Source organism: Streptococcus sp. Marseille-P6264 (assembly GCF_902460355.1).
Classification (GTDB): Bacteria; Bacillota; Bacilli; order Lactobacillales; family Streptococcaceae; genus Streptococcus.
The window spans coordinates 451,985-474,512 of the sequence record NZ_CABPTO010000001.1 but is presented as its reverse complement, the minus strand read 5'-3'; the positions used below and the strand labels follow the sequence as shown (position 1 = coordinate 474,512).

The window sequence follows — 22,528 nt, the reverse complement described above, 5'->3', positions numbered from 1 at the left end:
ACCGATTGCATTTTAAAAATTGTGATTTTTCAAGCAAAGCTGCTGTTTTTCCTTGAAAAAAAAGCGCTTTTGAGGTATCATAGACTAGTAAATAATTTTAAACAATAAGGAGAGTCAAAATGTCAATTATTACTGATGTTTACGCTCGCGAAGTCCTCGACTCACGCGGTAACCCAACACTTGAAGTAGAAGTTTATACTGAATCAGGTGCTTTCGGACGTGGTATGGTTCCTTCAGGAGCTTCTACTGGTGAACACGAAGCAGTTGAACTTCGTGATGGTGACAAATCTCGTTACGGCGGTCTTGGTACACAAAAAGCAGTTGACAACGTGAACAACGTTATCGCTGAAGCTATTATCGGTTACGATGTTCGTGACCAACAAGCTATCGACCGTGCAATGATCGCTTTGGACGGTACTCCAAACAAAGGTAAATTGGGTGCGAACGCAATCCTTGGTGTGTCTATCGCTGTAGCTCGTGCTGCTGCTGACTACCTTGAAATCCCACTTTACAGCTACCTTGGTGGATTCAACACTAAAGTTCTTCCAACTCCAATGATGAACATCATCAATGGTGGTTCTCACTCAGACGCTCCAATCGCTTTCCAAGAATTCATGATCGTACCTGCTGGTGCACCATCATTCAAAGAAGCTCTTCGTTGGGGTGCTGAAATCTTCCACGCTCTTAAGAAAATCCTTAAATCTCGTGGTTTGGAAACTGCTGTTGGTGACGAAGGTGGATTTGCTCCTCGTTTTGAAGGAACTGAAGATGGTGTAGAAACTATCATCGCTGCTATCGAAGCTGCTGGTTATGTTCCAGGTAAAGACGTATTTATCGGATTCGACTGTGCATCATCAGAATTCTACGATAAAGAACGCAAAGTTTACGACTACACTAAATTCGAAGGTGAAGGAGCTGCTGTACGTACTGCTGCAGAACAAATCGACTACCTTGAAGAATTGGTAAACAAATACCCAATCATCACTATCGAAGATGGTATGGATGAAAACGACTGGGACGGTTGGAAAGCTCTTACTGAACGTCTTGGTGGTAAAGTTCAATTGGTTGGTGACGACTTCTTCGTAACAAACACTTCTTACCTTGAAAAGGGTATTGCAGAAGGCGCAGCTAACTCAATCCTTATCAAAGTTAACCAAATCGGTACTCTTACTGAAACATTCGACGCTATTGAAATGGCGAAAGAAGCTGGTTACACTGCCGTTGTATCACACCGTTCAGGTGAAACTGAAGATTCAACAATCGCTGATATCGCAGTTGCAACAAACGCAGGACAAATCAAGACTGGTTCACTTTCACGTACAGACCGTATTGCTAAATACAACCAATTGCTTCGTATCGAAGATCAACTTGGTGAAGTTGCTGAATACCGTGGTTTGAAATCATTCTACAACTTGAAAAAATAATTCCTTCTAATGGAATGAAGCAAATCCCTTGAGGTTAACTCAAGGGATTTTTAATAAATAAGGGGAGACTTTTGGGATGTTTTATTTCATTTTGTATATCCTAAGCAGAGAGTGGCTAGCTCTTACAGTTTTATTTATAGGCCTCTTTTTGGCTTATAAACGCAAATCAAGCTCTCTGGTGCTTTTGGGAGTTCTTTTATTTCTTACAATCACCAGTATATTCTGGTATCCTCAGTTCAGCCCATGGTTTGCTTTTCCCTTTTTATTTCTTGTTTCCTATTTATTGGTAAAAAGATATAGGTGGGTTCTTTATCCCGCTCTTGCTCTGGGAGCCTTGTTAGTGGCATTTTCTCCCATTCTTGGTATTTTTTTCACAATTTATGTTCCAGTGAGTCAGTATGCCTATCTTGAGGAAAAAGGGCAGACAGTAGTGGTTCGGGAAGATTACTATGGAGCATTTTTTAGTGAAAGCGATATAGAAATCACGACCTATGTAAATGGTCAACTCCCTCTTGCCAATAAGCTAGTTTATGAAAAGGTTGACTTACATGATTTTAATAAGAATAAAGATGTCAATAAAGATATTTTTCTTGCTCAACCCTTGACAAGGGAGCGATTGAAAGAATTAGAGGATTTCATGAATCGAAAATAGACTAAATAAGGCTCGATCAAATAAAAAAGCTGTTGGATTTTTATCCAACAGCTTTTTTAATTAAGATTTTAGAAAATAGACTTAACTTTGTTGATGACGTCGTTGAGCCCTTTTGAATTTGCGACCAAATCTTTAGCCTTATCTAAGTATTCGCCCAGCTCGTCCTTGTGGTCTTCGACAAACTTCTTAGCTGCATCAAAATCTTTCTTTTCAATCAATTCTTTTACTTGGTTAAACAATTCTACTGGATTCATTTTGAATGCTCCTTTGATATTTTCTTTTGATTATTGGAAGGTTACGCAGACAGCTTCTGGCACATAGAAATCATGAGAGATTTCTGTTAATCGGCCTGTTTCAAGATCGCGTTTGAAGACAGTTGCGTTGTCCGAATCTTGGTGAACAGCGATGAGGTAGTTTTGGTCAGGGGTGATATTGAAATCACGTGGATTTTTGCCCTTTGTTGGCGTGATTTCAAGGAGCTGTAAACTTCCATCAGCTAGAATTTGATAAACAGCTATTGAGTCATGTCCACGGTTAGAGCCATAGAGGAATTTACCGTCTGCTGAAAGGCGGATGGCTGCAGTTCCGTTAAAATCTTTAAATCCTTCTGGGAGAGTTGAGACAGTCTGCATGTGTTCAAACTGACCAACGCCATCGTATATTAATACTTCAATGGTAGAGTTTAATTCGCAGATAAGGTAGGCGATTTTGTAGTGGTTATGAAAGACAAGGTGGCGTGCTCCAGCCCCAGCAGCACATGAGTAAGTAGCTAATTTGTTTAATTGCCCAGCTTCTGTTACATCGTAGGTGGTGACTTGGTCTGTTCCGAGGTCACAGGTAATCAGATATTGATCAGGTGTCAAGTCAGTGTAGTGGACATGGGCAGAGGCTTGATTGGCATGAGGTCCTTGACCGACATGAGTGTCTGAATCAGCTAGTTTTAGGCTGCCATCTTCTTGCTGCTTGTAGACCAGCACTTGCCCCTTGTGGTAGTTGGCTCCGTAAACGAGTCCTCTCTCCTCATCTACAGCGACATAGCAAAGCGGAGCACCTTCCTCAACCACGTGATTGAGCAGCTGCCCTTCTTGGTCATAGGCAGCAATCCCACCTTGTCCATCTTTTGCGCCGACAGTGTATAGATGACCAGCTTGGTCAAAGGCTAGGTAAGTTGGGCTTGGCTCTTCGGCTACTAATTCTAAGTTTGAGAGTTGTCCCTTTTCAGTATCAAAATCTGCCTTATAAATTCCTTTGGAATCTCGTCGAGTATATGTTCCAAAATAAACTGTTTGAGTCATGTCTCCACCTCATTCTTTTAAAGTCAATCTATTATACCACAAAATGATTTGAGAAGCTGTTGATGCAAAAAAAAGCCTGTATTTTAATGGAAAAGCCTGAATTATTTTCAAAAAACAGACAAAAAACAGATGGTGGGTAGGAAGGGGATAGACCACTTTGATAGAATAGAATTGTTCAAAAAAACAAATACGATCAGGAAAGCTCAAAATTCCTGTTTTCTAAAACAAAGGAGAAATCAAATGAACACAAAAAAATTCGCTATGCTTGTAACTCTTATCGGAATGTCTGTCTTCTTCCTAGCTGCATGTGGTTCTAAAAATGCTGACAATAAAGAAATTAGTGATGGGAAAAAAGTAGATTTTAAGAAAGATGCTGTTGATCAAAAAACGAAAACAGTAGACGGCAAGGAAGTGACAGAGTATACCATGCCAGACGGAAACGTGATTCAAATCCCAGCGGATGGAGAAGAATTACCAACAGATGAATCTGAATCAACTGATAAATAAACGTTAGAACCTGTAGGTTGGAGGCAATATGTTTGAAAGAAAAAAAATGAATCGTAAAACCATAATATTGGGCAGCACGGTCATTCTCGCTTGTGCTGGGCTGGGAGGCTATGTACTTCTCAATCAGGTTAATCAAAAACAGGCCATGCAAATGGTTGATAATAAGATTGATTCTCTGACGGTCCAGGATGCTGTCAATAACAGTAAAAAAACAAGCCTGGTTTTATCTGGAGAAGTAGTTGCTAACAATAGCAGTAAGGTCAAAATCGACCCATCTAAAGGTGAAGTTAAAGAAGTATTTGTCAAAAATGGCGATACTGTTACGCAAGGGCAGCCTCTCTTTTCCTATGTTACCTCTCAGGAATTGACAGCCCAGTCTGCTCAGTATGATGCTCAAGCTAAGGCCAACGGCATTACGACTGCTCAAACCAGCGCATCTATCAAATGGGAAACCTATAACCGAAAACTAGCTAATCTCAATACTCTTAAGAATAAATACAATTCTAGTAAGGATGAGTCTCTCTTGGATCAGATAAAATCTGCTGAAGATGAACTGGCTCAAGCGCTCAGTGACGCAAAGACTGCTGACAATGAAGTAACGAATGCTCAGATTGAGGCTGAAAAGGCTCAGGTGACCGCTCAGACGGAATCAGACCGTATGAAATATGATACCGTGACGGCTGATACAGCGGGAACTATTACCTCTATGAACGAAGACTTACCGACTCAGTCCAAGGCTAAAAAGGAAGAAGAAACCTTTATCGAAATCATGGATAAGTCTAAGACTTTGGTAAAAGGGACTGTCAGCGAATTTGACCGTGAGAAGCTGAGCGTGGGTCAGAGAGTAGATATCGTAGACCGCAAGGATCCTAAGAAGCGCTGGAGTGGCACCGTCACTCAGGTCGGCACCTTGACAACTGCAAATGCTGGAAATAGCAATGGTGGAAATAAACAACAGGAAAACCCCAACCAAGGTAAGTTCCCTTATACTGTCGAGCTGGATCAGGGTGGTGAAATGCCACTTGTAGGCTCCCATTCTTATGTCAATGTCGTAGAAAATGCTCCTGAAGCCGGCAAGGTTGTTGTTAATAAAGCCTATACTTTCAGTAAAAATGGCAAGACCTATGTCTGGAAGGTAGAGGGCAAAAAGGTGAAAATGAAGGAAGTTAAGACCAAGAAAGTTTCTGACCGTTTGGTAGAGATTACAGAAGGTCTGACTATGCAGGATACCATTTCGACACCTAGAGAAGGCATGAAAGACGGGATGGAGGTAGGACAGAATGTTAAAGCTTAAGAACATCCACAAATCTTATCAACAGGGCAGTCAGGAATTTCCGATTTTGAAAGGAATTGATTTGCATGTGAAAGAGGGGGATTTTCTAGCGATTATGGGGCCGTCTGGATCAGGTAAGTCCACCTTGATGAACATTATCGGCTGTTTGGACAAGGCTAGCGCAGGTTCTTATCATATCGAAGGAATTGACGTCTCTGACCTATCCGACAACCAACTATCTGATTTGCGTAATCAGAAGATTGGCTTTGTTTTCCAAAATTTCAACCTCATGCCCAAGCTGACAGCCTGTCAGAATGTTGAACTGCCTCTGACTTACATGAAAGTCCCTAAAAAAGAGAGACGCGAGCGTGCTTTGGAAATGCTGCGACTTGTCGGTCTGGAAGAAAGAAGCGACTTCAAGCCTATGGAGCTGTCTGGTGGTCAAAAGCAACGGGTAGCCATTGCGCGTGCCCTTGTGACCAATCCCAGCTTTATCTTGGGAGACGAGCCGACTGGGGCGCTGGATACTAAGACCAGTGTTCAGATCATGGAGCTTTTCAAGCAATTTAATGAACAAGGCAAGACCATTGTCATCATTACCCACGAGCCGGAAGTGGCCCAGCTTTGCAAGCAAACAGTTGTCTTGCGGGACGGTAATATAGAGACTCGGGCATTAGGATAGAAGGGGGCTATATGGAAGATATTTTTGTAGCTCTAAACTCAATCCTGTCCCACAAAATGCGCTCTATGCTGACCATGCTGGGGATTATCATCGGGATTGGCGCTATTATTGCTATCTTTTCCATCATTGAAGGAAATACAGAAAATACCAAGCGCCAGCTGATCGGTGGTACTAACAATACCATTAAGGTTGTCTACGACAAGAAGAGTTCGATTGACCCTTCTATTTCAGAGAAATCCCAAGCGCAGAAGCCTTCTTACATTCCCTTCATGGGAGAGGATGTCTTGTCCAAAATCAAGGAGATTCCTGGAGTTAAAAATGCTTTGATGACTTATGGTACGGACGAAAAGATTTATTATCTTAGTCAAAAGTCATCTGGTAAGGTTCAGGCGGTTTCCCAGTCGGTAGCTGACATCAAGCAACAAAGGCTGTTGGAAGGGGAAGGCTTTGACTCAGAAGCCTTCAAAAATCAAGAGCAAGTAACCTACCTAGAAAAGACCCTTTATGATACCCTCTTTCCTAAGGGAGATGGTATCGGTAAATATGTAGAAGTTATGGGCAATCCTTTTAAAGTTATTGGCGTCTTTGAGTCGACTGAGCAGAGTGGCCTAACCTCTGGTTCGGAAAAGGTGGCCTATATTCCTCTGCAACAATGGCATCGGATTTTTGATACCATCAATGTCAGTCCGGAAGTCACTGTCCAGACCCACAAAGCCGATGATTTGAAGAAGGTAGCCAAGAAAGTTAGTGATTACCTCAATCAGCAGATGCCTCAGTCAGACTATATGTTTGGTGTACTAAATCTGCAAGAATTTGAACGTCAATTGGATAACCTTAACCAGTCTAACTTTGTCTTGCTAGCGGGTATTGCCAGCATCTCCCTCTTAGTTGGAGGTATTGGGGTTATGAATATCATGCTGGTATCAGTGACAGAGCGGACTCGTGAAATCGGGATTAAAAAGGCTCTGGGGGCTCGGCGCAAGATCATTCTCAAGCAGTTCCTGATCGAAGCGGTCATCCTGACTCTAATGGGTGGTATTATTGGTGTGGTAGCAGGTATCGCCTCTGGTTTTGCTATTACCCAGTCTTTGGCCTATCCTTATATTTTATCCCTCTTTTCTGTCTTTGTAAGTTTGCTCTTTTGTTGTATAATAGGAGTAGTATTTGGGCTCTTGCCGGCTGTGAAAGCATCCAAGCTGGATCCAATTGAAGCCCTGCGATTTGAATAAATAAAGGAGAATCAAGCATATATGCACAAGATTTTAGTAGTGGAAGACGATACTACGATCAATCAAGTCATTTGTGAATTTTTAAAAGAAAGTAACTATGCAGTTACACCAGTCTTTGATGGAGGCGAGGCTTTGCTTCAATTTGAAGCAGAGTCTTTTGACTTAGTTATTTTAGATATGATGTTGCCAACCATGAGTGGACTGGATGTTCTCAAGGAAATTCGCAAGACTTCTCAGATTCCGGTCATGATCCTGACAGCACTAGATGATGAGTACACTCAGCTAGTCAGCTTTAACCATCTCATCAGCGACTATGTGACCAAGCCTTTCTCACCACTGATCTTAGTCAAACGGATTGAGAATATTCTACGACGAAATACGGTTTCTTCAGAGATTACTGTCGGTGAATTGACCGTCTCTATCGATGATTGTACAGTTTACTGGCAGGAAGAAAAGATGCCTCTGACCAAGAAAGAGTACGAAATCTTGCAGGCTCTAGCCAAGAGAAAGGATCACTTAGTGACCCGCGATCAGCTCATGAATACCATCTGGGGCTATAGCGAGCTAGATAGTCGGGTGCTGGATAATCATATCAAGAATATTCGTAAGAAAATTCCAGGTATTCCTCTGAAAACCATCACGGGTATGGGCTATCAGCTTGGAGGAGAAGACACGTGAAGATTGTCAAAAAGAACTTCCTCTTGACGACTTTCATCATCTTTGTCGTTGTGACGATCGTTTTATCCACCCTCTATTTCGCCATGCCGGTTTATTACCAGCAGGTCAAGGGGGGAGAAGCTCAGCGCGAGTTTGCTCAGGTAGCCAAGCAGGTCAAGGGAAAGTCTAGCAAAGAAATCAGTGAGCTTTTGAGCAATTATAGCAAAAAAAGCAATCAAATCTGGTTCACCTTGCTGGCTAAAGACAATACGATTCTTTACCCAGCGCTCGAAACGAATGGAGATAGCTCTCTCCAGCTGACCATTGTTCCAGCCATTGCCAATAGCAATTATGAGAGTAAGACTCTGTCAGAAAGTTTTCGGACGTCGGATGGCAAAGAAGTAGTCCTGCGAGGGGAATATTCCCTGCAACCTGTTTCGGATGCTAGTCGAATCTTGCTCAATCTCTATCCCTTTGTATTATTCTTGTCGCTGAGTCTGGGTGGCCTTGCCGCCTATCTCTATAGTCGGACCTCCAGTCAACGAATTAAGGATATCTCTTCTAGCACCCGGCAAATGACTAGCCTTCTTCCAGACGTTTCCTGTCAGGTGAAAGGGCATGACGAGATTGCTGATTTGGCTCAGGATATCAATCACTTATATGCCAATCTCTTAACTAGTATGGAAGCCCTGCGCTTGGAAAATGAAAAAGTTGCAGAAAGCGAGCGCGAAAAGGCAGAATTTCTTCGAATGACTTCCCACGAACTCAAGACACCCATCACCAGTATGATGGGAATGATTGACGGGATGATTTATGGAGTGGGCGATTTTAAAGATCGGGACAAATACCTGCAGAAGTGCCGCGAAATATTGGAGGAGCAATCAGGCTTAGTCCAGTCCATCCTAGCCATTTCAAAACTAGAAATGACCATGGAGACAGAACGAGAAATCTTCTCTCTCAAAGAGCTGCTTGAGGCAAATATCAGTACATACAAGGTTCTGGCGGACCTCAAGCACTATCATTTTAATGTCCAACTCTCAGAAGCAAAAGTCCGAGGTAATAAGACTTATTTACTAAAGGCTATTAAAAATCTGATTGACAATGCCTTTCATTATACAGTGGAAGGTGGAGAAATCTTGGTTCGTTTAGAAAATGGAATCTTAATTGTAGAAAATGAAGCTGAGCGAGTGCTGGATGAGTCACAGATTCAGCAGATTTTCCAGCCATTTTATCGACCAGACTACAGTCGCAATCGCAAGGATGGCGGTACTGGACTGGGACTCTTTATCGTGCAGCAAATTTTAGAAAAGCACCATCTCACTTATCGCTTTGAAGCAGTTGAAAATAGATGGATGCGCTTCACAATTTTTTTACCTCAAACGGAACAGATGAGAGTGGGACAGAAATCGGTAATTCGTTAGAATTCGATTTCGTCGTCCCACCTCCGCACAGTTGAGTAGGGCTGTAAAAGCTGATGAAATCAGCGTAATAGAGCCCACTCAACCACTGCGTCTTGCTCTACAATCCAAAGACAATTGAGAGGCTAGGACTTTTGTCCCAGCCTCTTTTGCTTGGATTTTTATAGGATAAATATTTGAAAAGCACCTTTATTCAAGTTTTATTTTAAATTTAAAGAAAAAATGCAAAAAACGCTTACAATATCACAAAATAATTGACTATTACCTTTATTAGGAGTAAACTAATGGGGTACAATTAAAAAATATAAAAGGAGAATTCATCATGAATTTAACATTTTTAGGACTTTGTATTGCCTGCTTTGGCGTCTCATTAGCTGAAGGTTTGATTATGAGTAATCTTTTCAAAGCATCTGCCCGTCAACCTGAAATTATTGATCAACTACGTAGCCTCTTAATTCTCGGTGTTGCTTTTGTAGAAGGTACCTTCTTTGTAACCTTGGCCATGGCCTTCGTCATTAAATAGACCACTCTATTTAGAGAAGGAGGTGTCAAACTATGGAAGAAAGTGTAAATCCGACCTTAGATATTGGACCAATATCCTTTGATTTGACCCTACTTGCTATGTCTCTTGTAACTGTTTTGACGGTCTTTGCCTTTGTCTATTGGGCAAGTCGCAAAATGACCCTTCGTCCAAAGGGCAAACAAAATGCTCTTGAGATGATCTATGATTTTGTCATTAGCTTTACCAAGGGTAACATTGGAGAGCATTATATGAAGAATTATTCTTTATTTTTGTTTTCTCTTTTTATGTTTATTTTGGTGGCCAATAATATTGGGTTGATGGCAAAAGTCCAAACAACAAATGGTTATAACTTGTGGACTTCCCCAACGGCTAACCTCGGCTACGACTTATCTCTCTCCTTTATGATCACCTTGATCGCACATATAGAAGGGGTTCGTCGTCGAGGCTTTAAGGAATATTTGAAGGCTTTTGCAACACCAGGCTTTATGACCCCGATGAACCTCTTGGAAGAAGTGACTAATTTTGCTTCCTTAGCGATTCGGATTTACGGGAACATTTTTGCTGGTGAAGTATTGGCAGGTTTGCTTTTAACCTTGTCTCAACAAGCCTTTTATTGGTATCCAGCAGCCTTTATCGGAAACATGTTATGGACGGCCTTTTCGATTTTCATTTCATGTATCCAAGCTTATGTATTTACCATGTTGTCTTCGATGTACATTGGTAAAAAAATAAACGGTGAGGAAGAGTAAGTAGAGGAGTAGTAGAAGATGGATTTAACTATTGGTACCATTATTGGTGACTTTATTCTCATCGCTGGTTCCTTCCTTTTATTAATTTTTTTAGTAAAGAAGTTTGCCTGGGGCAATATTACCAGTATCTTAGACGAACGTTCTAAAAAGATTACGGATGATATTGACGGGGCTGAGTCAGCCCGCAAAAAGGCTGAGGAACTCGCGCAAAAACGTGAGAATGAATTAGCAGGAAGTCGTCAGGAAGCAACGACGATTATCGAACATGCTAAGGAAACAGCTCAAAAAAATAAGGCTGGAATTTTAGCGGATGCAGCTGAAGAAGCTGGACGTTTGAAAGCAAAAGCCAATCAGGAAATTGCACAAAGCAAGGCAGAGGCCTTGAACAGCATTAAAAATGATGTGGCTGACCTAACAGTAAGTCTCGCAAGTAAGATCTTGAGCCAGCAGCTTGATACAGAGGCACACAGCGAGCTCATTGATCGTTATATTGATAAATTAGGAGATGCTTAATGGACAAAAAGCACTATGCGGTAATTGAAAAATATGCCTTGCCTTTTGTTCAATTAGTATTTGAAAAGGGTCAGCAACAGGATGTTTTTGATAAACTAAGCCAGATTAAGGCTGTGTTTGTGGAAACAAATCTTGCTGACTTTTTATCACATATTGGCGTTGATGAGGGAGAGAAGGAGAAGGCTCTTCGACTTTTCCAAAACTCAGATTCACAGCTGATTGATAACTTTATCGAAGTCATTATTCTCAATCATCGGGCAGATTTATTCTACGACATGTTGGTAGAAATTCAGCATCAGATTGAGAAAGAAAGCAATGAATTTGAAGTGACAGTTAAATCTGTTCAACCCTTGACAGAAAGTCAAAAAGACAGATTGAAACCAATTCTTGAGCAGAAAATGGGCCTCAAGGTTCGTTCCTTCAAGCAGGAATTGGATACCAGCCTGATTGGTGGCTTCGTCATTTCAGCCAATAATAAGACAATTGATGCAAGTATAAAACGTCAATTACAACTCGTAAAAGAAAATTTGAAATAGAAAGTGGTGTGAATTTTGGCGATTAACGCACAAGAAATCAGCGCTTTAATTAAGCAACAAATTGAAAATTTCCAGCCAAATTTTGACGTCACAGAAACTGGGGTCGTCACTTATATTGGTGATGGAATCGCTCGTGCCCACGGTCTTGATAATGCCATGAGTGGCGAGCTCTTGATTTTTGAAAATGGTTCTTATGGTATGGCCCAAAACTTGGAGTCAACCGATGTCGGAATCATTATCTTGGGTGATTTTACAGATATTCGTGAGGGCGATACGATTCGCCGCACGGGTAAAATCATGGAAGTTCCTGTTGGAGATGCTTTGATTGGTCGTGTCGTAGATCCGCTCGGTCGTCCTGTTGACGGCTTGGGTGAGCTTGCTACAACTAAAACACGCCCTGTAGAAGCGCCAGCTCCAGGAGTTATGGAACGGAAATCCGTTTCTGAGCCATTGCAAACAGGTCTAAAAGCCATTGACGCACTGGTACCGATTGGTCGTGGCCAACGGGAATTGATTATCGGTGACCGTCAGACTGGTAAGACTAGTATTGCCATCGATGCCATTCTCAACCAAAAAGGGCAAGATATGATCTGTATCTATGTTGCCATTGGTCAAAAGGAATCTACTGTCCGTACACAGGTGGAAACTCTTCGCCAGTACGGAGCCTTGGATTATACTATCGTGGTAACAGCGTCAGCTTCTCAACCTTCTCCTTTGCTTTTCTTGGCGCCTTATGCCGGTGTAGCAATGGCTGAAGAATTTATGTACAATGGCAAGCACGTCCTCATCGTTTATGATGATTTGTCTAAACAAGCGGTAGCTTACCGTGAACTTTCTCTCTTGCTTCGTCGTCCGCCAGGTCGTGAAGCCTTCCCAGGGGATGTTTTCTACCTTCACAGCCGCTTGCTTGAGCGTTCAGCTAAGGTTTCTGATGAGCTTGGTGGTGGTTCAATCACTGCATTGCCATTCATCGAAACGCAGGCAGGAGATATCTCTGCCTATATCGCAACCAACGTAATTTCAATCACGGATGGTCAGATTTTCCTCAGCGATAGCCTCTTTAATGCAGGTATTCGCCCAGCCATTGACGCCGGTTCTTCCGTATCTCGGGTAGGTGGATCTGCACAAATCAAGGCCATGAAAAAGGTTGCAGGAACTCTGCGTATCGACCTTGCTTCTTATCGTGAGCTGGAAGCCTTTACCAAGTTCGGTAGTGACTTGGATGCAGCCACTCAGGCTAAACTTAACCGTGGACGCCGTACAGTAGAAGTATTGAAACAGCCAGTTCATGAGCCACTGCCAGTTGAAAAACAGGTTGTGATCCTCTATGCGCTGACTCACGGCTTCCTTGATGCCGTACCAGTAGATGATATTCTTCAGTTTGAAGCAGAGCTTTTCGCTTACTTTGATGCTCATCATGAAGACATTTATGAAACAATTCGTCAGACAAAAGATTTGCCGAGTGAAGAAGTGCTGGACGCCGCTATTACTGAATTTATCAATCAGTCTAACTTCAAATAAGAATAGAGGTGTCAGATGGCAGTTTCATTAAATGATATCAAAAATAAAATTGCATCCACAAAAAACACCAGTCAAATCACCAATGCTATGCAGATGGTTTCTGCATCTAAGTTAGGAAAATCCGAAGAAGCAGCAAAGAACTTTCAAGTCTATGCTTCTAAGGTTCGGAAACTCTTGACCGACCTTTTGCATGGTCATGAGACAGAAAATGTTAGTCATCATCCCTTGCTCAAGAGCAGACCGGTTCAGAAAACAGCTTATATTGTTATTACATCTGATCGGGGTTTGGTCGGTGGCTATAACGCAACCATCCTCAAATCAATGATGGAATTGATTTCTGAATACCACGAAAAGGATGACTATGTCATTATTTCGATCGGTGGAATGGGAGCTGATTTCTTCCGAGCACGGGGCATTCAGCCAATTTATGAATTGCGCGGCTTAGCCAATCATCCGAGTTTTGATGAAGTTCGGAAAATCATTTCCAAGACCATTGAAATGTATCAGAATGAGCTTTTTGATGAACTTTATGTGTGTTATAACCACCATGTCAACAGTTTGACCAGTCAGATGCGGGTAGAGCAGATGTTGCCAATCGTCGACTTGGATCCTAGTGAAGCGGATGAGAACTATATCCTTAATCTAGAATTAGAATCCAGTCGAAACGCGATTTTAGATCAGCTCTTGCCTCAGTTTGCTGAAAGTATGATTTACGGAGCCATTATTGACGCAAAAACTGCTGAAAATGCTGCTGGTATGACAGCCATGCAGACAGCAACGGATAACGCTAAAAAAGTTATCAATGATTTGACCATTCAGTATAACCGTGCTAGACAAGCAGCTATCACGCAGGAAATTACTGAAATTGTGGCGGGTGCAAGTGCACTGGAATAGTGTCACAGAAAATAAATATTATAAAGAGGAGAAAAGAATGAGCTCAGGCAAAATTACTCAGGTTATCGGACCGGTTGTAGACGTAGCGTTTGCAGCTGGCGACAAGCTACCTGAGATCAATAATGCACTTGTAGTCTATAAAAATGACGAAAAAAAATCAAAAATCGTCCTTGAAGTAGCTCTTGAGCTTGGTGATGGAGTGGTTCGGACCATCGCTATGGAATCAACAGATGGGTTGACTCGTGGCATGGAAGTGCTAGATACTGGCCGTCCAATTTCTGTACCAGTTGGAAAAGAAACACTTGGTCGCGTCTTTAACGTTTTGGGAGATACCATTGACTTGGATGCTCCTTTTGCGGATGATGCAGAGCGCCAGCCAATCCATAAGAAAGCTCCAACCTTTGATGAGTTGTCTACTTCATCAGAGATCTTAGAAACAGGTATCAAGGTTATCGACCTTTTAGCACCTTATCTGAAAGGTGGTAAAGTCGGACTCTTCGGTGGTGCCGGAGTTGGTAAGACCGTCCTGATTCAGGAATTGATCCACAACATTGCCCAAGAGCATGGTGGTATTTCCGTATTTACCGGTGTTGGGGAACGTACTCGTGAAGGAAATGACCTTTACTGGGAAATGAAGGAGTCTGGCGTTATCGAGAAAACAGCCATGGTCTTCGGTCAGATGAATGAGCCACCAGGAGCGCGTATGCGGGTTGCTTTGACTGGCTTGACGATTGCAGAATATTTCCGTGATGTGGAAGGTCAAGATGTTTTGCTCTTCATTGACAACATCTTCCGTTTCACGCAAGCAGGTTCTGAAGTTTCTGCCCTTTTGGGGCGGATGCCGTCAGCCGTTGGTTACCAACCAACGCTTGCGACAGAAATGGGACAATTGCAAGAACGTATCACATCGACCAAGAAGGGTTCTGTAACCTCTATCCAGGCTATCTACGTGCCAGCCGATGACTACACTGACCCAGCGCCAGCAACGGCTTTTGCCCACTTGGATTCTACAACCAACTTGGAACGTAAATTGGTTCAATTGGGGATTTATCCAGCCGTGGATCCGCTCGCTTCAAGCTCTCGAGCTCTTTCTCCTGAGATTGTTGGTGAAGAGCACTATGCAGTTGCTGCTGAAGTTAAACGCGTTCTTCAACGTTATCATGAATTGCAGGATATCATTGCCATCCTAGGTATGGACGAATTGTCAGATGAAGAAAAGACTTTGGTTGCGCGTGCGCGCCGGATTCAATTCTTCCTGTCTCAAAACTTCAACGTTGCGGAGCAATTCACTGGCCAGCCAGGATCTTATGTGCCTGTAGCTGAAACAGTTCGTGGCTTTAAAGAAATCCTCGAAGGCAAGTACGATAAGTTACCAGAAGATGCCTTCCGTGGTGTCGGTTCGATTGAGGATGTCATTGCTAAAGCTGAAAAAATGGGATTCTAAGAGGTGAATGATGGCTCAAATGACAGTACAAATCGTTACACCGGATGGTCTGATTTATGACCACCGTGCTGCATTTGTTTCCGTAAAAACGATTGACGGAGAACTGGGGATTTTGCCTCGCCATATCAATACAATTGCTGTTTTGGAAGTAGATCAGGTCAAGGTACGCAGAATTGATGATGACAAGCATATTGACTGGATTGCAGTCAACGGTGGCATCATAGAAATTGCTGATAATGTGATTACCATTATCGCTGACTCAGCAGAGCGTGAGCGTGATATTGATATCAGCCGTGCCGAGCGGGCCAAACTGCGGGCTGAGAAAGAAATCGAAGAAGCTCAAGACAAGCATTTGATTGACCAAGAGCGCCGTGCTAAAATCGCCCTCCAGCGTGCCATCAACCGTATTAACGTTGGAACAAGAATGTAATAAGTAAGAGGCTGGGACAAAAGTCCTAGCCTCATTTTTTCTTTGGATTGTCGAGCAAGACGCAGTGGTTGAGTGGGTCCTACTAGGCTGATTTCATCAGCTTTTACAGCCCTACTCAACTGTGCGGAGGTGGGACGACGAAATCGAATTCTAACGAATTACCGATTTCTGTCTCACTCTCTTTTATTGTCTCGTGTTTCTTTCCGCATGAAATAGTTTTTCTTATGGTATAATAAGAACTATGATAGAATTAATGTTTCGATTATGCAGTCATCTGCTCTTTATCTTTATGTCTTTTCATCTTTTGTCTACAGTGGTCAGTTGGGAAAGATTTCTAAAAGTAAATGCTGATAATGCCATCAAAATTCGTTTTTTGATTTTGTTGCTGAGTATTGCCCTGGGCTACATGGCTAGCCTATTTTTTATCGGCATTTATGATATGAGTCGGGCAATCTTTAATGGAACTTTATAAGGTCAGAATCTTGATTTTATGGTATGATAGTAAGGATGAATTTTTAAGGTTTGGAGTAACTAGTTAGTATGGAAAAAATTATTATTCAAGGTGGAAATAATCGTCTGGTTGGTCGAGTGAGGATTGAAGGAGCTAAAAATGCAGTGTTGCCACTGCTAGCTGCAACGGTCTTGGCCAGTGAAGGCAAAACGACACTCAAGAATGTGCCAGTCCTTTCGGATGTTTTTACCATGAACAATGTTGTTCGTGGCTTGAATACGCAGGTAGACTTTGACCAAGATGAAAATACTGTAGTTGTAGATGCGACTAAACCATTGACCGAAGAGGCTCCTTATAAGTATGTCAGCAAGATGCGGGCTTCGATTGTTGTATTGGGTCCCATTCTTGCTCGAAATGGGCATGCTAAAGTGTCTATGCCGGGCGGTTGTACGATTGGTAGCCGACCTATCGATCTTCATTTGAAGGGCTTGGAGGCAATGGGTGCTCAGATTACGCAGACTGCAGGATACATCGAAGCTAAGGCAGACCGCTTGATGGGAGCACATATTTACATGGACTTCCCAAGTGTTGGTGCGACCCAAAATATTATGATGGCGGCAACTTTGGCTCAAGGCACTACTGTTTTAGAAAATGCTGCTCGGGAGCCTGAGATTGTTGATTTGGCTTTATTGTTAAATAAAATGGGCGCTAAAGTCAGAGGAGCAGGAACGGAGACGATTACAATTGTCGGCGTTGATAAGCTGCATGGTGCTGAGCATAATGTCGTGCAAGACCGTATCGAAGCTGGAACCTTTATGGTTGCTGCTGCCATGACAGGCGGTGACTTGCTGATTGAAGATGCGATTTGGGAGCACAACCGTCCGCTTTTATCAAAAATGCAAGAAATGGGCGTGGAAGTGATCGAAGAAGACGAAGGGATCCGTGTCCGCTCGGATGTTTCAAAGTTAAAAGCTGTTTCTGTCAAGACCTTGCCATATCCAGGTTTCCCAACCGATATGCAGGCTCAGTTTACTGCCTTGATGGCGATAGCCCAAGGAGAGTCTGTTATGGTTGAGACGGTCTTTGAAAATCGCTTCCAGCACTTAGAAGAGATGCGACGGATGGGACTTCACTCCGACATTATGCGCGATACCGCTCGGATTTGGGGTGGTGGCAGCCTGCAGGGAGCAGAAGTCATGTCGACAGATCTCCGAGCTAGTGCGACCTTGATTTTGATGGGCTTGATTGCGGAAGGGGAGACAAAAGTCAGCAAGTTAGTTCATTTGGATCGTGGCTACTATAAATTTCATGAAAAGCTGGCAGCTCTTGGTGCCAACGTCAAACGCGTAAAGGAAGAAGATGATGAGTGAAAATTGGAAATACTTATCTAGACAGCTAGGCATCGTTGCCTTGGTGCTGATAGTCGCTTTTATCATTTTTTGTCTTGGTCTGGTCATCGGATATGGTGTGATTGGAAATGCAGATAATCCTTGGTCTATCTTATCACCAGATACCTGGAAAGAGCTTATTTCTAAGTTTACTGGTCAATGATCTGCCGAGAGTGTTCGTTAATTTACCGACTGTGCAGAATCTTTGCACAGTCCTTTTAAATGGATAGGAAAATATGCCAAAAAGAAAGAAATTACAAAAAAAGAGCACTAAATCTACTCAGACTATAGCTGGGCTTCTGGTTGCTCTGACTTTATCACTGGGAGCCTACTTTTTTGGAAATGGCAATCAGTCACCAGCGGTAAATACATCGTCAGTCATTAGTCAAAATAGGGATGCCAGTACACCTGATCAAACACTGGCTGAGAGTGTTCTCACTGATTCAGTGCGTTCACAACTTGGTGGAAAAATCGAGTGGAATGGAGCTGGAGCTTTCATCATCGATGGGAATAAAACGAACTTAAATACCAAAGTGTCGAGTGCACCTTATGCAGATAATAAAACGAAGATTGTTCAGGGGCAGACGGTTCCAACAGTCGCCAATGCCTTGCTTGCAAAATCGACCCGCCAGTATAAATCACGAGAAGAAACGGGAAATGGTTCTACTTCTTGGGTTCCTGCCGGTTGGCACCAAGTCAAACATCTATCAGGTGAATACAACCATGCAGTGGATCGCGGGCATCTCTTGGCTTACTCGCTGATTGGTGGTTTAAAGGGATTCGACGCCTCTACTAGCAATCCAGCCAATATCGCAGTCCAGACAGCTTGGGCCAATCAGGCCAATAAAGACAACTCGACGGGGCAGAATTACTATGAAACTCAGATTCGTCGTGCCTTGGATCAGAATAAGCGAGTCCGTTATCGTGTCACTTTGATTTATGCTTCGGAAAATGATCTGGTGCCATCTGGCTCGCATTTAGAAGCCAAGTCCAGCGATGGAAGTTTGGAATTCAATGTTTTTGTCCCAAATGTCCAGTCAGGAATTGTCCTTGATTATCGTACTGGCAAAGTGAGCCTTAGATAAATGTGGTTTACATAATATGATTTATTTGAAGTCAGCAGCTAAGCTGGCTTTCATGTCTTCAATAGACTTCCCGGCGCCTTAAGAGGTGCCGATTTTGCTTTGTATTGAAATGAGCATAAACTAAAAGCAAAAAATACCGTGCAAACCTTTTCATCGTTAAAAAAATCTGCTATAATAAGAGGGAGAACGAATACAGAGGAGAATATCATGTCAAAAAAAATTATTGGGATTGACCTTGGTGGTACATCTATCAAATTTGCAATTTTAACGCAAGAGGGCGAAATCCAAGAAAAATGGTCTATTAAAACCAATATTTTGGATGAAGGAAGCCATATTGTAGACGATATGATTGAGTCTATCCAGCATCGCTTGGAGCTCTTAAATCTATCAGCAGAGAACTTTATCGGAATTGGAATGGGATCACCTGGTGTGGTTGATCGTGAAAAAGGGACTGTTATCGGTGCCTACAACCTAAACTGGAAAACCCTTCAACCAATTAAAGAAAAGATTGAAAAAGCCTTGGGTATTCCATTCTTCATCGATAATGATGCCAACGTAGCTGCGCTTGGTGAGCGTTGGATGGGTGCTGGTGACAACCAACCAGACGTTGTCTTTATGACGCTTGGTACTGGTGTTGGTGGCGGTATTGTTGCAGAAGGTAAACTTCTTCACGGTGTAGCTGGTGCAGCAGGAGAGCTGGGGCACATCACTGTTGACTTCGACCAACCAATCGCATGTACCTGTGGTAAAAAGGGCTGTCTTGAGACAGTGGCTTCAGCAACAGGGATTGTCAACTTGACGCGTCGCTATGCTGACGAATACGAAGGTGATGCAACCTTGAAACGCTTGATTGATGATGGAGAAGAAGTAACAGCTAAAACTGTCTTTGACCTTGCTAAAGAAGGTGACGACCTTGCCTTGATCGTTTACCGTAACTTCTCTCGCTACTTAGGAATTGCTTGCGCCAATATCGGTTCTATCCTTAATCCATCAACTATTGTTATCGGTGGCGGAGTATCAGCAGCAGGAGAATTCCTTCTGCAAGGTGTTCAGAAGGTTTATGATGAAAATACCTTCCCACAAGTGCGTACATCAACTAAATTAGCTCTTGCAACTCTCGGAAACGATGCCGGAGTTATCGGAGCGGCTTCGCTGGTACTTCAGTAGTTCTAACCATATCCTCTCTTAGCAAAGCTATAAGGAGGGCTAAAATGAAGAGAAAAATCGCTTATTTTTTAGTAGTACTTCCCATCTTTATTTTGATTTTATCCGCTTGCAAATCCAAGACAGAAGGTTTTCTGACCATATTGAATAGTCAGAATCAGCAGATTTATCAGACAAGAAACACCAAAACCTTGGATGAATTTGCAGATATTTTAGATCTGGTAGAGTCTGAGGAAGATAATGAAGATGCCTGGGTCGATTTGCCTGATGATGCAGAGGTTAATTATATCTACGATATTAGTGGAAGAAAGGGAGAAAATGGTGTCAAATTTACGACCTACAAAAACTACCCCTATGTTACCATCTCAAATATTCCTGCTGTGTCAGATATCACCTTGAGATTATCAGAAAGAGATGTCAATAAGCTCAATCATCCAGATGAATGGGTCAAATAAACTTTTCTCCTGCTAAACTTGGCAGGAGAATTTTTTTGAAAAATCTGCTATACTAAAGAAAGTTTAAGGATTCAGGAGACATCATGACTAAAGCAGATACGATTTTTAAAGAGAATATAAAAAAGATTATGGAGCAAGGCGTTTTCTCTGAAAATGCCCGTCCGCGTTACAAGGATGGAAATGTGGCCAACTCTAAATATATCACTGGTTCTTTCGCAGAATACGATTTGAGCAAGGGAGAGTTCCCAATTACGACTCTGCGCCCTATTGCTATCAAGTCTGCCATCAAGGAAGTTCTTTGGATCTATCAAGACCAGTCCAATAGCCTGGAACTGCTCAACGACAAGTATCATGTTCACTACTGGAATGACTGGGAAGTCGGCGATACGGGTACTATTGGCCAGCGCTACGGAGCTGTTGTCAAGAAGCATGACATTATCCATAAAATTCTCCAACAGCTGGAAGCCAATCCTTGGAACCGCCGCAATATCATCTCTCTCTGGGATTATGAAGCGTTTGAAGAAACAGACGGTCTGCTACCATGCGCTTTTCAGACCATGTTTGACGTTCGACGTGTAGATGGAGACATTTATCTGGATGCGACTCTGACCCAGCGTTCAAATGATATGCTGGTGGCACACCACATCAATGCTATGCAGTATGTGGCTCTGCAGATGATGATTGCCAAGCATTTCGGTTGGAAAGTCGGCAAGTTCTTTTACTTTGTCAACAACCTGCATATCTATGACAATCAGTTCGAGCAGGCGGAGGAGCTATTGCGTCGGGAACCTAGCAACTGCCAACCACGGCTCGTTTTAAATGTGCCAGACGGAACCAATTTCTTTGATATCAAAGCAGAGGACTTTGAGCTCTTAGACTACGATCCAGTCAAACCTCAGCTCAAATTTGACTTAGCGATTTGATTGTATTTTCCCTACTGAATGAAGGTCAGTGGGGATTTTAAATTGTCAAGAGCAAATGATTGAAATATATTTTGTAAGTGCTATAATGACAATAGATATATGTGTTTCGCTAGTGCCTATCTCGGAGGTATTGATATGGAAGCAAATCTTTTAACACATAGAAGCAGGAGAAAACTCTTTAGTCTGGGCATTTGTTCATGTTTGCTTGGCTTATCGGTTTCTGTGACACCGATGGCTCTTGTGGGTGCGGATGAAGTCCAGCAGGCAGAGTCCCAACTTGAGCAAATTGCGGATTCTTCAGTGGAAGAAGATGATTTTCTACAGCTTGTAGACCAAGGTTCGGATGGGGCAAATCAGGGAAAGAAATCCTATACGATTGATTTGCTTTGTCATGGAAAAGGCCCTAAAAACAAAGGGACCGAGCAAAGCAATGCTGAGGATTCAACTGAAGGTAGGTCAGTCAAAAGAGAGGGATGCGATATTGATCCCTTAGCGGATAAAAAAGAGGCCGCCACTGCTGAGCCTAAGAAGACAGACTCAACCCTCTTGAACGTTTCCTTGTTTGGCCTTGTAGCTGCTGTTGTAGGATTTGTCTTTGTCAAAAAGATGAAGAAAGAGTAATTTGCCTAGCAAACAAATAGTCGATAATCTTTTGGGTTATCGATTTTTTATCTGGATTGGCTGACAAAAATAAATAGATAGAAGTGATAGTCCAAACAAGTCTTTTTTAATAAATTTTGATAGAATAGAAATATCAATGCGAAGGATGGAGAAATGACGAAAAAGATTGCGGCGATTTGGGCACAGGATCAAAATGGTCTGATTGGCAAAAACCAAAGCTTGCCATGGCATTTACCGGCAGAGTTGAAACATTTCAAGGAAATCACGACTGGACATGCAATTTTAATGGGGCGGGTGACTTTTGATGGCATGCATCGGCGCGTGTTGCCAAATAGAAAGACTCTGATTTTGACACGCGATAGGGATTATCAGATTGAAGATGAGCGTGTTTTGGTATTTCATGATCTTTCATCGGTGTTGAAATGGTATCAAGAGCAAGAGAAAAATCTCTATATTATCGGTGGCGGCCAAATCTTTTCTTTGTTTGAGCATGACTTGGATGAGGTGATTAAGACAGAAATCCATGCTAGCTTAGAAGGTGATACTTATTTCCCAACAGACTTTGATCTGACACAGTTCGAGGAAGCGAGCAGTCGCTTTCGACCCAAAGATGAAAAAAATGAGTATGATTTCACCGTAAAAATCCTCAAAAGAAAGGGTTCATAGGAATGGAAAGAAGTGTTTTTGGTTTTTT

Annotated in this window: 27 protein-coding genes; 25 read left to right on the top strand and 2 right to left on the bottom strand. The window is 42.5% G+C overall.

Translation table 11 applies throughout. The features are described 5' to 3' along the window. Nucleotides 1-119: 119 nt before the first annotated feature. Nucleotides 120-1,424, top strand: a complete 1,305-nt coding sequence (gene eno, locus FZ941_RS02440) for a surface-displayed alpha-enolase (protein WP_015604660.1) — start codon at nucleotides 120-122, stop codon at nucleotides 1,422-1,424. 76 nt (nucleotides 1,425-1,500) lie between these two features. Continuing rightward, nucleotides 1,501-2,076 carry a hypothetical protein gene (locus tag FZ941_RS02435; protein ID WP_148886708.1) on the top strand — a complete coding sequence of 192 codons (576 nt, stop codon included), beginning with the start codon at nucleotides 1,501-1,503 and terminating at the stop codon, nucleotides 2,074-2,076. 68 nt (nucleotides 2,077-2,144) lie between these two features. Here FZ941_RS02435 and FZ941_RS02430 read toward each other — a convergent pair whose 3' ends face one another. Beyond that, complete coding sequence (locus FZ941_RS02430) at nucleotides 2,145-2,330, bottom strand: hypothetical protein (RefSeq protein ID WP_005589722.1); 186 nt, start codon at nucleotides 2,328-2,330, stop codon at nucleotides 2,145-2,147. 30 nt (nucleotides 2,331-2,360) lie between these two features. After that, on the bottom strand, nucleotides 2,361-3,371 hold the full coding sequence (locus tag FZ941_RS02425) for a lactonase family protein (protein WP_148886707.1): 1,011 nt from the start codon (nucleotides 3,369-3,371) through the stop codon (nucleotides 2,361-2,363). 240 nt (nucleotides 3,372-3,611) lie between these two features. Here FZ941_RS02425 and FZ941_RS02420 point away from each other — a divergent pair, with 240 nt between their 5' ends. The 23 genes from FZ941_RS02420 to FZ941_RS02305 all read left to right on the top strand — a co-directional run bounded on the left by FZ941_RS02420 (nucleotide 3,612) and on the right by FZ941_RS02305 (nucleotide 22,500). Beyond that, nucleotides 3,612-3,878 (top strand): hypothetical protein, encoded by a 267-nt coding sequence (locus FZ941_RS02420; RefSeq protein ID WP_148886706.1) that lies wholly within the window; start codon nucleotides 3,612-3,614, stop codon nucleotides 3,876-3,878. Between the two features lie 28 nt (nucleotides 3,879-3,906). Beyond that, nucleotides 3,907-5,172: an efflux RND transporter periplasmic adaptor subunit gene (locus tag FZ941_RS02415; RefSeq protein WP_148886705.1), complete on the top strand. Its 1,266-nt coding sequence runs from the start codon at nucleotides 3,907-3,909 to the stop codon at nucleotides 5,170-5,172. Further along, entirely contained in the window at nucleotides 5,159-5,833 is a 675-nt protein-coding gene (locus FZ941_RS02410) for an ABC transporter ATP-binding protein (RefSeq protein ID WP_148886704.1), read from the top strand. The genes FZ941_RS02415 and FZ941_RS02410 overlap by 14 nt, the downstream gene beginning before the upstream one ends. An 11-nt stretch (nucleotides 5,834-5,844) precedes the next feature. After that, nucleotides 5,845-7,062: an ABC transporter permease gene (locus FZ941_RS02405; RefSeq protein WP_148886703.1), complete on the top strand. Its 1,218-nt coding sequence runs from the start codon at nucleotides 5,845-5,847 to the stop codon at nucleotides 7,060-7,062. 21 nt (nucleotides 7,063-7,083) lie between these two features. Further along, complete coding sequence (locus FZ941_RS02400) at nucleotides 7,084-7,740, top strand: response regulator transcription factor (protein WP_005589730.1); 657 nt, start codon at nucleotides 7,084-7,086, stop codon at nucleotides 7,738-7,740. Continuing rightward, nucleotides 7,737-9,140 (top strand): cell wall metabolism sensor histidine kinase WalK, encoded by a 1,404-nt coding sequence (locus FZ941_RS02395; RefSeq protein WP_148886702.1) that lies wholly within the window; start codon nucleotides 7,737-7,739, stop codon nucleotides 9,138-9,140. The genes FZ941_RS02400 and FZ941_RS02395 overlap by 4 nt, the downstream gene beginning before the upstream one ends. A 319-nt stretch (nucleotides 9,141-9,459) precedes the next feature. Beyond that, nucleotides 9,460-9,660, top strand: a complete 201-nt coding sequence (locus tag FZ941_RS02385; protein WP_125381528.1) for a F0F1 ATP synthase subunit C — start codon at nucleotides 9,460-9,462, stop codon at nucleotides 9,658-9,660. Between the two features lie 32 nt (nucleotides 9,661-9,692). Beyond that, complete coding sequence (gene atpB, locus FZ941_RS02380; RefSeq protein WP_148886701.1) at nucleotides 9,693-10,409, top strand: F0F1 ATP synthase subunit A; 717 nt, start codon at nucleotides 9,693-9,695, stop codon at nucleotides 10,407-10,409. Between the two features lie 18 nt (nucleotides 10,410-10,427). After that, nucleotides 10,428-10,922 (top strand): F0F1 ATP synthase subunit B, encoded by a 495-nt coding sequence (atpF, locus tag FZ941_RS02375; protein ID WP_148886700.1) that lies wholly within the window; start codon nucleotides 10,428-10,430, stop codon nucleotides 10,920-10,922. After that, nucleotides 10,922-11,458: a F0F1 ATP synthase subunit delta gene (locus FZ941_RS02370; RefSeq protein ID WP_148886699.1), complete on the top strand. Its 537-nt coding sequence runs from the start codon at nucleotides 10,922-10,924 to the stop codon at nucleotides 11,456-11,458. The genes atpF and FZ941_RS02370 overlap by 1 nt, the downstream gene beginning before the upstream one ends. Nucleotides 11,459-11,473: 15 nt before the next feature. Further along, a complete protein-coding gene (gene atpA / locus FZ941_RS02365; protein WP_148886698.1) occupies nucleotides 11,474-12,979 on the top strand; it encodes a F0F1 ATP synthase subunit alpha in 1,506 nt (501 codons plus the stop codon). A 15-nt stretch (nucleotides 12,980-12,994) separates the two neighbouring features. Next, nucleotides 12,995-13,873: a F0F1 ATP synthase subunit gamma gene (locus FZ941_RS02360; protein WP_015604689.1), complete on the top strand. Its 879-nt coding sequence runs from the start codon at nucleotides 12,995-12,997 to the stop codon at nucleotides 13,871-13,873. 37 nt (nucleotides 13,874-13,910) lie between these two features. Beyond that, nucleotides 13,911-15,317 (top strand): F0F1 ATP synthase subunit beta, encoded by a 1,407-nt coding sequence (atpD, locus tag FZ941_RS02355; RefSeq protein WP_005589740.1) that lies wholly within the window; start codon nucleotides 13,911-13,913, stop codon nucleotides 15,315-15,317. Between the two features lie 7 nt (nucleotides 15,318-15,324). Then, nucleotides 15,325-15,747 carry a F0F1 ATP synthase subunit epsilon gene (locus tag FZ941_RS02350; protein WP_095666415.1) on the top strand — a complete coding sequence of 141 codons (423 nt, stop codon included), beginning with the start codon at nucleotides 15,325-15,327 and terminating at the stop codon, nucleotides 15,745-15,747. Between the two features lie 241 nt (nucleotides 15,748-15,988). Further along, nucleotides 15,989-16,219: a DUF1146 family protein gene (locus FZ941_RS02345; protein ID WP_005589742.1), complete on the top strand. Its 231-nt coding sequence runs from the start codon at nucleotides 15,989-15,991 to the stop codon at nucleotides 16,217-16,219. Nucleotides 16,220-16,287: 68 nt separating this feature from the next. Then, nucleotides 16,288-17,568 carry a UDP-N-acetylglucosamine 1-carboxyvinyltransferase gene (gene murA / locus FZ941_RS02340; RefSeq protein WP_148886697.1) on the top strand — a complete coding sequence of 427 codons (1,281 nt, stop codon included), beginning with the start codon at nucleotides 16,288-16,290 and terminating at the stop codon, nucleotides 17,566-17,568. After that, nucleotides 17,561-17,749 carry a DNA-directed RNA polymerase subunit beta gene (locus FZ941_RS02335; RefSeq protein WP_148886696.1) on the top strand — a complete coding sequence of 63 codons (189 nt, stop codon included), beginning with the start codon at nucleotides 17,561-17,563 and terminating at the stop codon, nucleotides 17,747-17,749. Before murA ends, FZ941_RS02335 begins: the two co-directional genes overlap by 8 nt. A 73-nt stretch (nucleotides 17,750-17,822) precedes the next feature. After that, nucleotides 17,823-18,671 (top strand): DNA/RNA non-specific endonuclease, encoded by an 849-nt coding sequence (locus tag FZ941_RS02330; protein WP_148886695.1) that lies wholly within the window; start codon nucleotides 17,823-17,825, stop codon nucleotides 18,669-18,671. Between the two features lie 207 nt (nucleotides 18,672-18,878). Further along, on the top strand, nucleotides 18,879-19,838 hold the full coding sequence (locus FZ941_RS02325) for an ROK family glucokinase (RefSeq protein WP_148886694.1): 960 nt from the start codon (nucleotides 18,879-18,881) through the stop codon (nucleotides 19,836-19,838). A gap of 44 nt (nucleotides 19,839-19,882) precedes the next feature. Then, on the top strand, nucleotides 19,883-20,290 hold the full coding sequence (locus FZ941_RS02320) for a hypothetical protein (RefSeq protein ID WP_148886693.1): 408 nt from the start codon (nucleotides 19,883-19,885) through the stop codon (nucleotides 20,288-20,290). 83 nt (nucleotides 20,291-20,373) lie between these two features. Then, nucleotides 20,374-21,213, top strand: a complete 840-nt coding sequence (locus FZ941_RS02315) for a thymidylate synthase (RefSeq protein WP_148886692.1) — start codon at nucleotides 20,374-20,376, stop codon at nucleotides 21,211-21,213. A 135-nt stretch (nucleotides 21,214-21,348) separates the two neighbouring features. Further along, nucleotides 21,349-21,834 carry a hypothetical protein gene (locus FZ941_RS02310; protein ID WP_148886691.1) on the top strand — a complete coding sequence of 162 codons (486 nt, stop codon included), beginning with the start codon at nucleotides 21,349-21,351 and terminating at the stop codon, nucleotides 21,832-21,834. Between the two features lie 153 nt (nucleotides 21,835-21,987). Beyond that, nucleotides 21,988-22,500 (top strand): dihydrofolate reductase, encoded by a 513-nt coding sequence (locus FZ941_RS02305; RefSeq protein ID WP_148886690.1) that lies wholly within the window; start codon nucleotides 21,988-21,990, stop codon nucleotides 22,498-22,500. Nucleotides 22,501-22,528: the final 28 nt, after the last annotated feature.

Excerpts from the sequence above, each read along its gene's own strand:
- eno (WP_015604660.1), top strand. The coding sequence starts at position 120 with ATGTCAATTATTACTGATGTTTACGCTCGCGAAGTCCTCGACTCACGC.
- FZ941_RS02435 (WP_148886708.1), top strand. The coding sequence starts at position 1,501 with ATGTTTTATTTCATTTTGTATATCCTAAGCAGAGAGTGGCTAGCTCTT.
- FZ941_RS02430 (WP_005589722.1), bottom strand. The coding sequence starts at position 2,330 with ATGAATCCAGTAGAATTGTTTAACCAAGTAAAAGAATTGATTGAAAAG.
- FZ941_RS02425 (WP_148886707.1), bottom strand. The coding sequence starts at position 3,371 with ATGACTCAAACAGTTTATTTTGGAACATATACTCGACGAGATTCCAAA.
- FZ941_RS02420 (WP_148886706.1), top strand. The coding sequence starts at position 3,612 with ATGAACACAAAAAAATTCGCTATGCTTGTAACTCTTATCGGAATGTCT.
- FZ941_RS02415 (WP_148886705.1), top strand. The coding sequence starts at position 3,907 with ATGTTTGAAAGAAAAAAAATGAATCGTAAAACCATAATATTGGGCAGC.
- FZ941_RS02410 (WP_148886704.1), top strand. The coding sequence starts at position 5,159 with ATGTTAAAGCTTAAGAACATCCACAAATCTTATCAACAGGGCAGTCAG.
- FZ941_RS02405 (WP_148886703.1), top strand. The coding sequence starts at position 5,845 with ATGGAAGATATTTTTGTAGCTCTAAACTCAATCCTGTCCCACAAAATG.
- FZ941_RS02400 (WP_005589730.1), top strand. The coding sequence starts at position 7,084 with ATGCACAAGATTTTAGTAGTGGAAGACGATACTACGATCAATCAAGTC.
- FZ941_RS02385 (WP_125381528.1), top strand. The coding sequence starts at position 9,460 with ATGAATTTAACATTTTTAGGACTTTGTATTGCCTGCTTTGGCGTCTCA.
- atpB (WP_148886701.1), top strand. The coding sequence starts at position 9,693 with ATGGAAGAAAGTGTAAATCCGACCTTAGATATTGGACCAATATCCTTT.
- atpF (WP_148886700.1), top strand. The coding sequence starts at position 10,428 with ATGGATTTAACTATTGGTACCATTATTGGTGACTTTATTCTCATCGCT.
- FZ941_RS02370 (WP_148886699.1), top strand. The coding sequence starts at position 10,922 with ATGGACAAAAAGCACTATGCGGTAATTGAAAAATATGCCTTGCCTTTT.
- FZ941_RS02360 (WP_015604689.1), top strand. The coding sequence starts at position 12,995 with ATGGCAGTTTCATTAAATGATATCAAAAATAAAATTGCATCCACAAAA.
- atpD (WP_005589740.1), top strand. The coding sequence starts at position 13,911 with ATGAGCTCAGGCAAAATTACTCAGGTTATCGGACCGGTTGTAGACGTA.
- FZ941_RS02350 (WP_095666415.1), top strand. The coding sequence starts at position 15,325 with ATGATGGCTCAAATGACAGTACAAATCGTTACACCGGATGGTCTGATT.
- FZ941_RS02345 (WP_005589742.1), top strand. The coding sequence starts at position 15,989 with ATGATAGAATTAATGTTTCGATTATGCAGTCATCTGCTCTTTATCTTT.
- murA (WP_148886697.1), top strand. The coding sequence starts at position 16,288 with ATGGAAAAAATTATTATTCAAGGTGGAAATAATCGTCTGGTTGGTCGA.
- FZ941_RS02335 (WP_148886696.1), top strand. The coding sequence starts at position 17,561 with ATGAGTGAAAATTGGAAATACTTATCTAGACAGCTAGGCATCGTTGCC.
- FZ941_RS02330 (WP_148886695.1), top strand. The coding sequence starts at position 17,823 with ATGCCAAAAAGAAAGAAATTACAAAAAAAGAGCACTAAATCTACTCAG.
- FZ941_RS02325 (WP_148886694.1), top strand. The coding sequence starts at position 18,879 with ATGTCAAAAAAAATTATTGGGATTGACCTTGGTGGTACATCTATCAAA.
- FZ941_RS02320 (WP_148886693.1), top strand. The coding sequence starts at position 19,883 with ATGAAGAGAAAAATCGCTTATTTTTTAGTAGTACTTCCCATCTTTATT.
- FZ941_RS02315 (WP_148886692.1), top strand. The coding sequence starts at position 20,374 with ATGACTAAAGCAGATACGATTTTTAAAGAGAATATAAAAAAGATTATG.
- FZ941_RS02310 (WP_148886691.1), top strand. The coding sequence starts at position 21,349 with ATGGAAGCAAATCTTTTAACACATAGAAGCAGGAGAAAACTCTTTAGT.
- FZ941_RS02305 (WP_148886690.1), top strand. The coding sequence starts at position 21,988 with ATGACGAAAAAGATTGCGGCGATTTGGGCACAGGATCAAAATGGTCTG.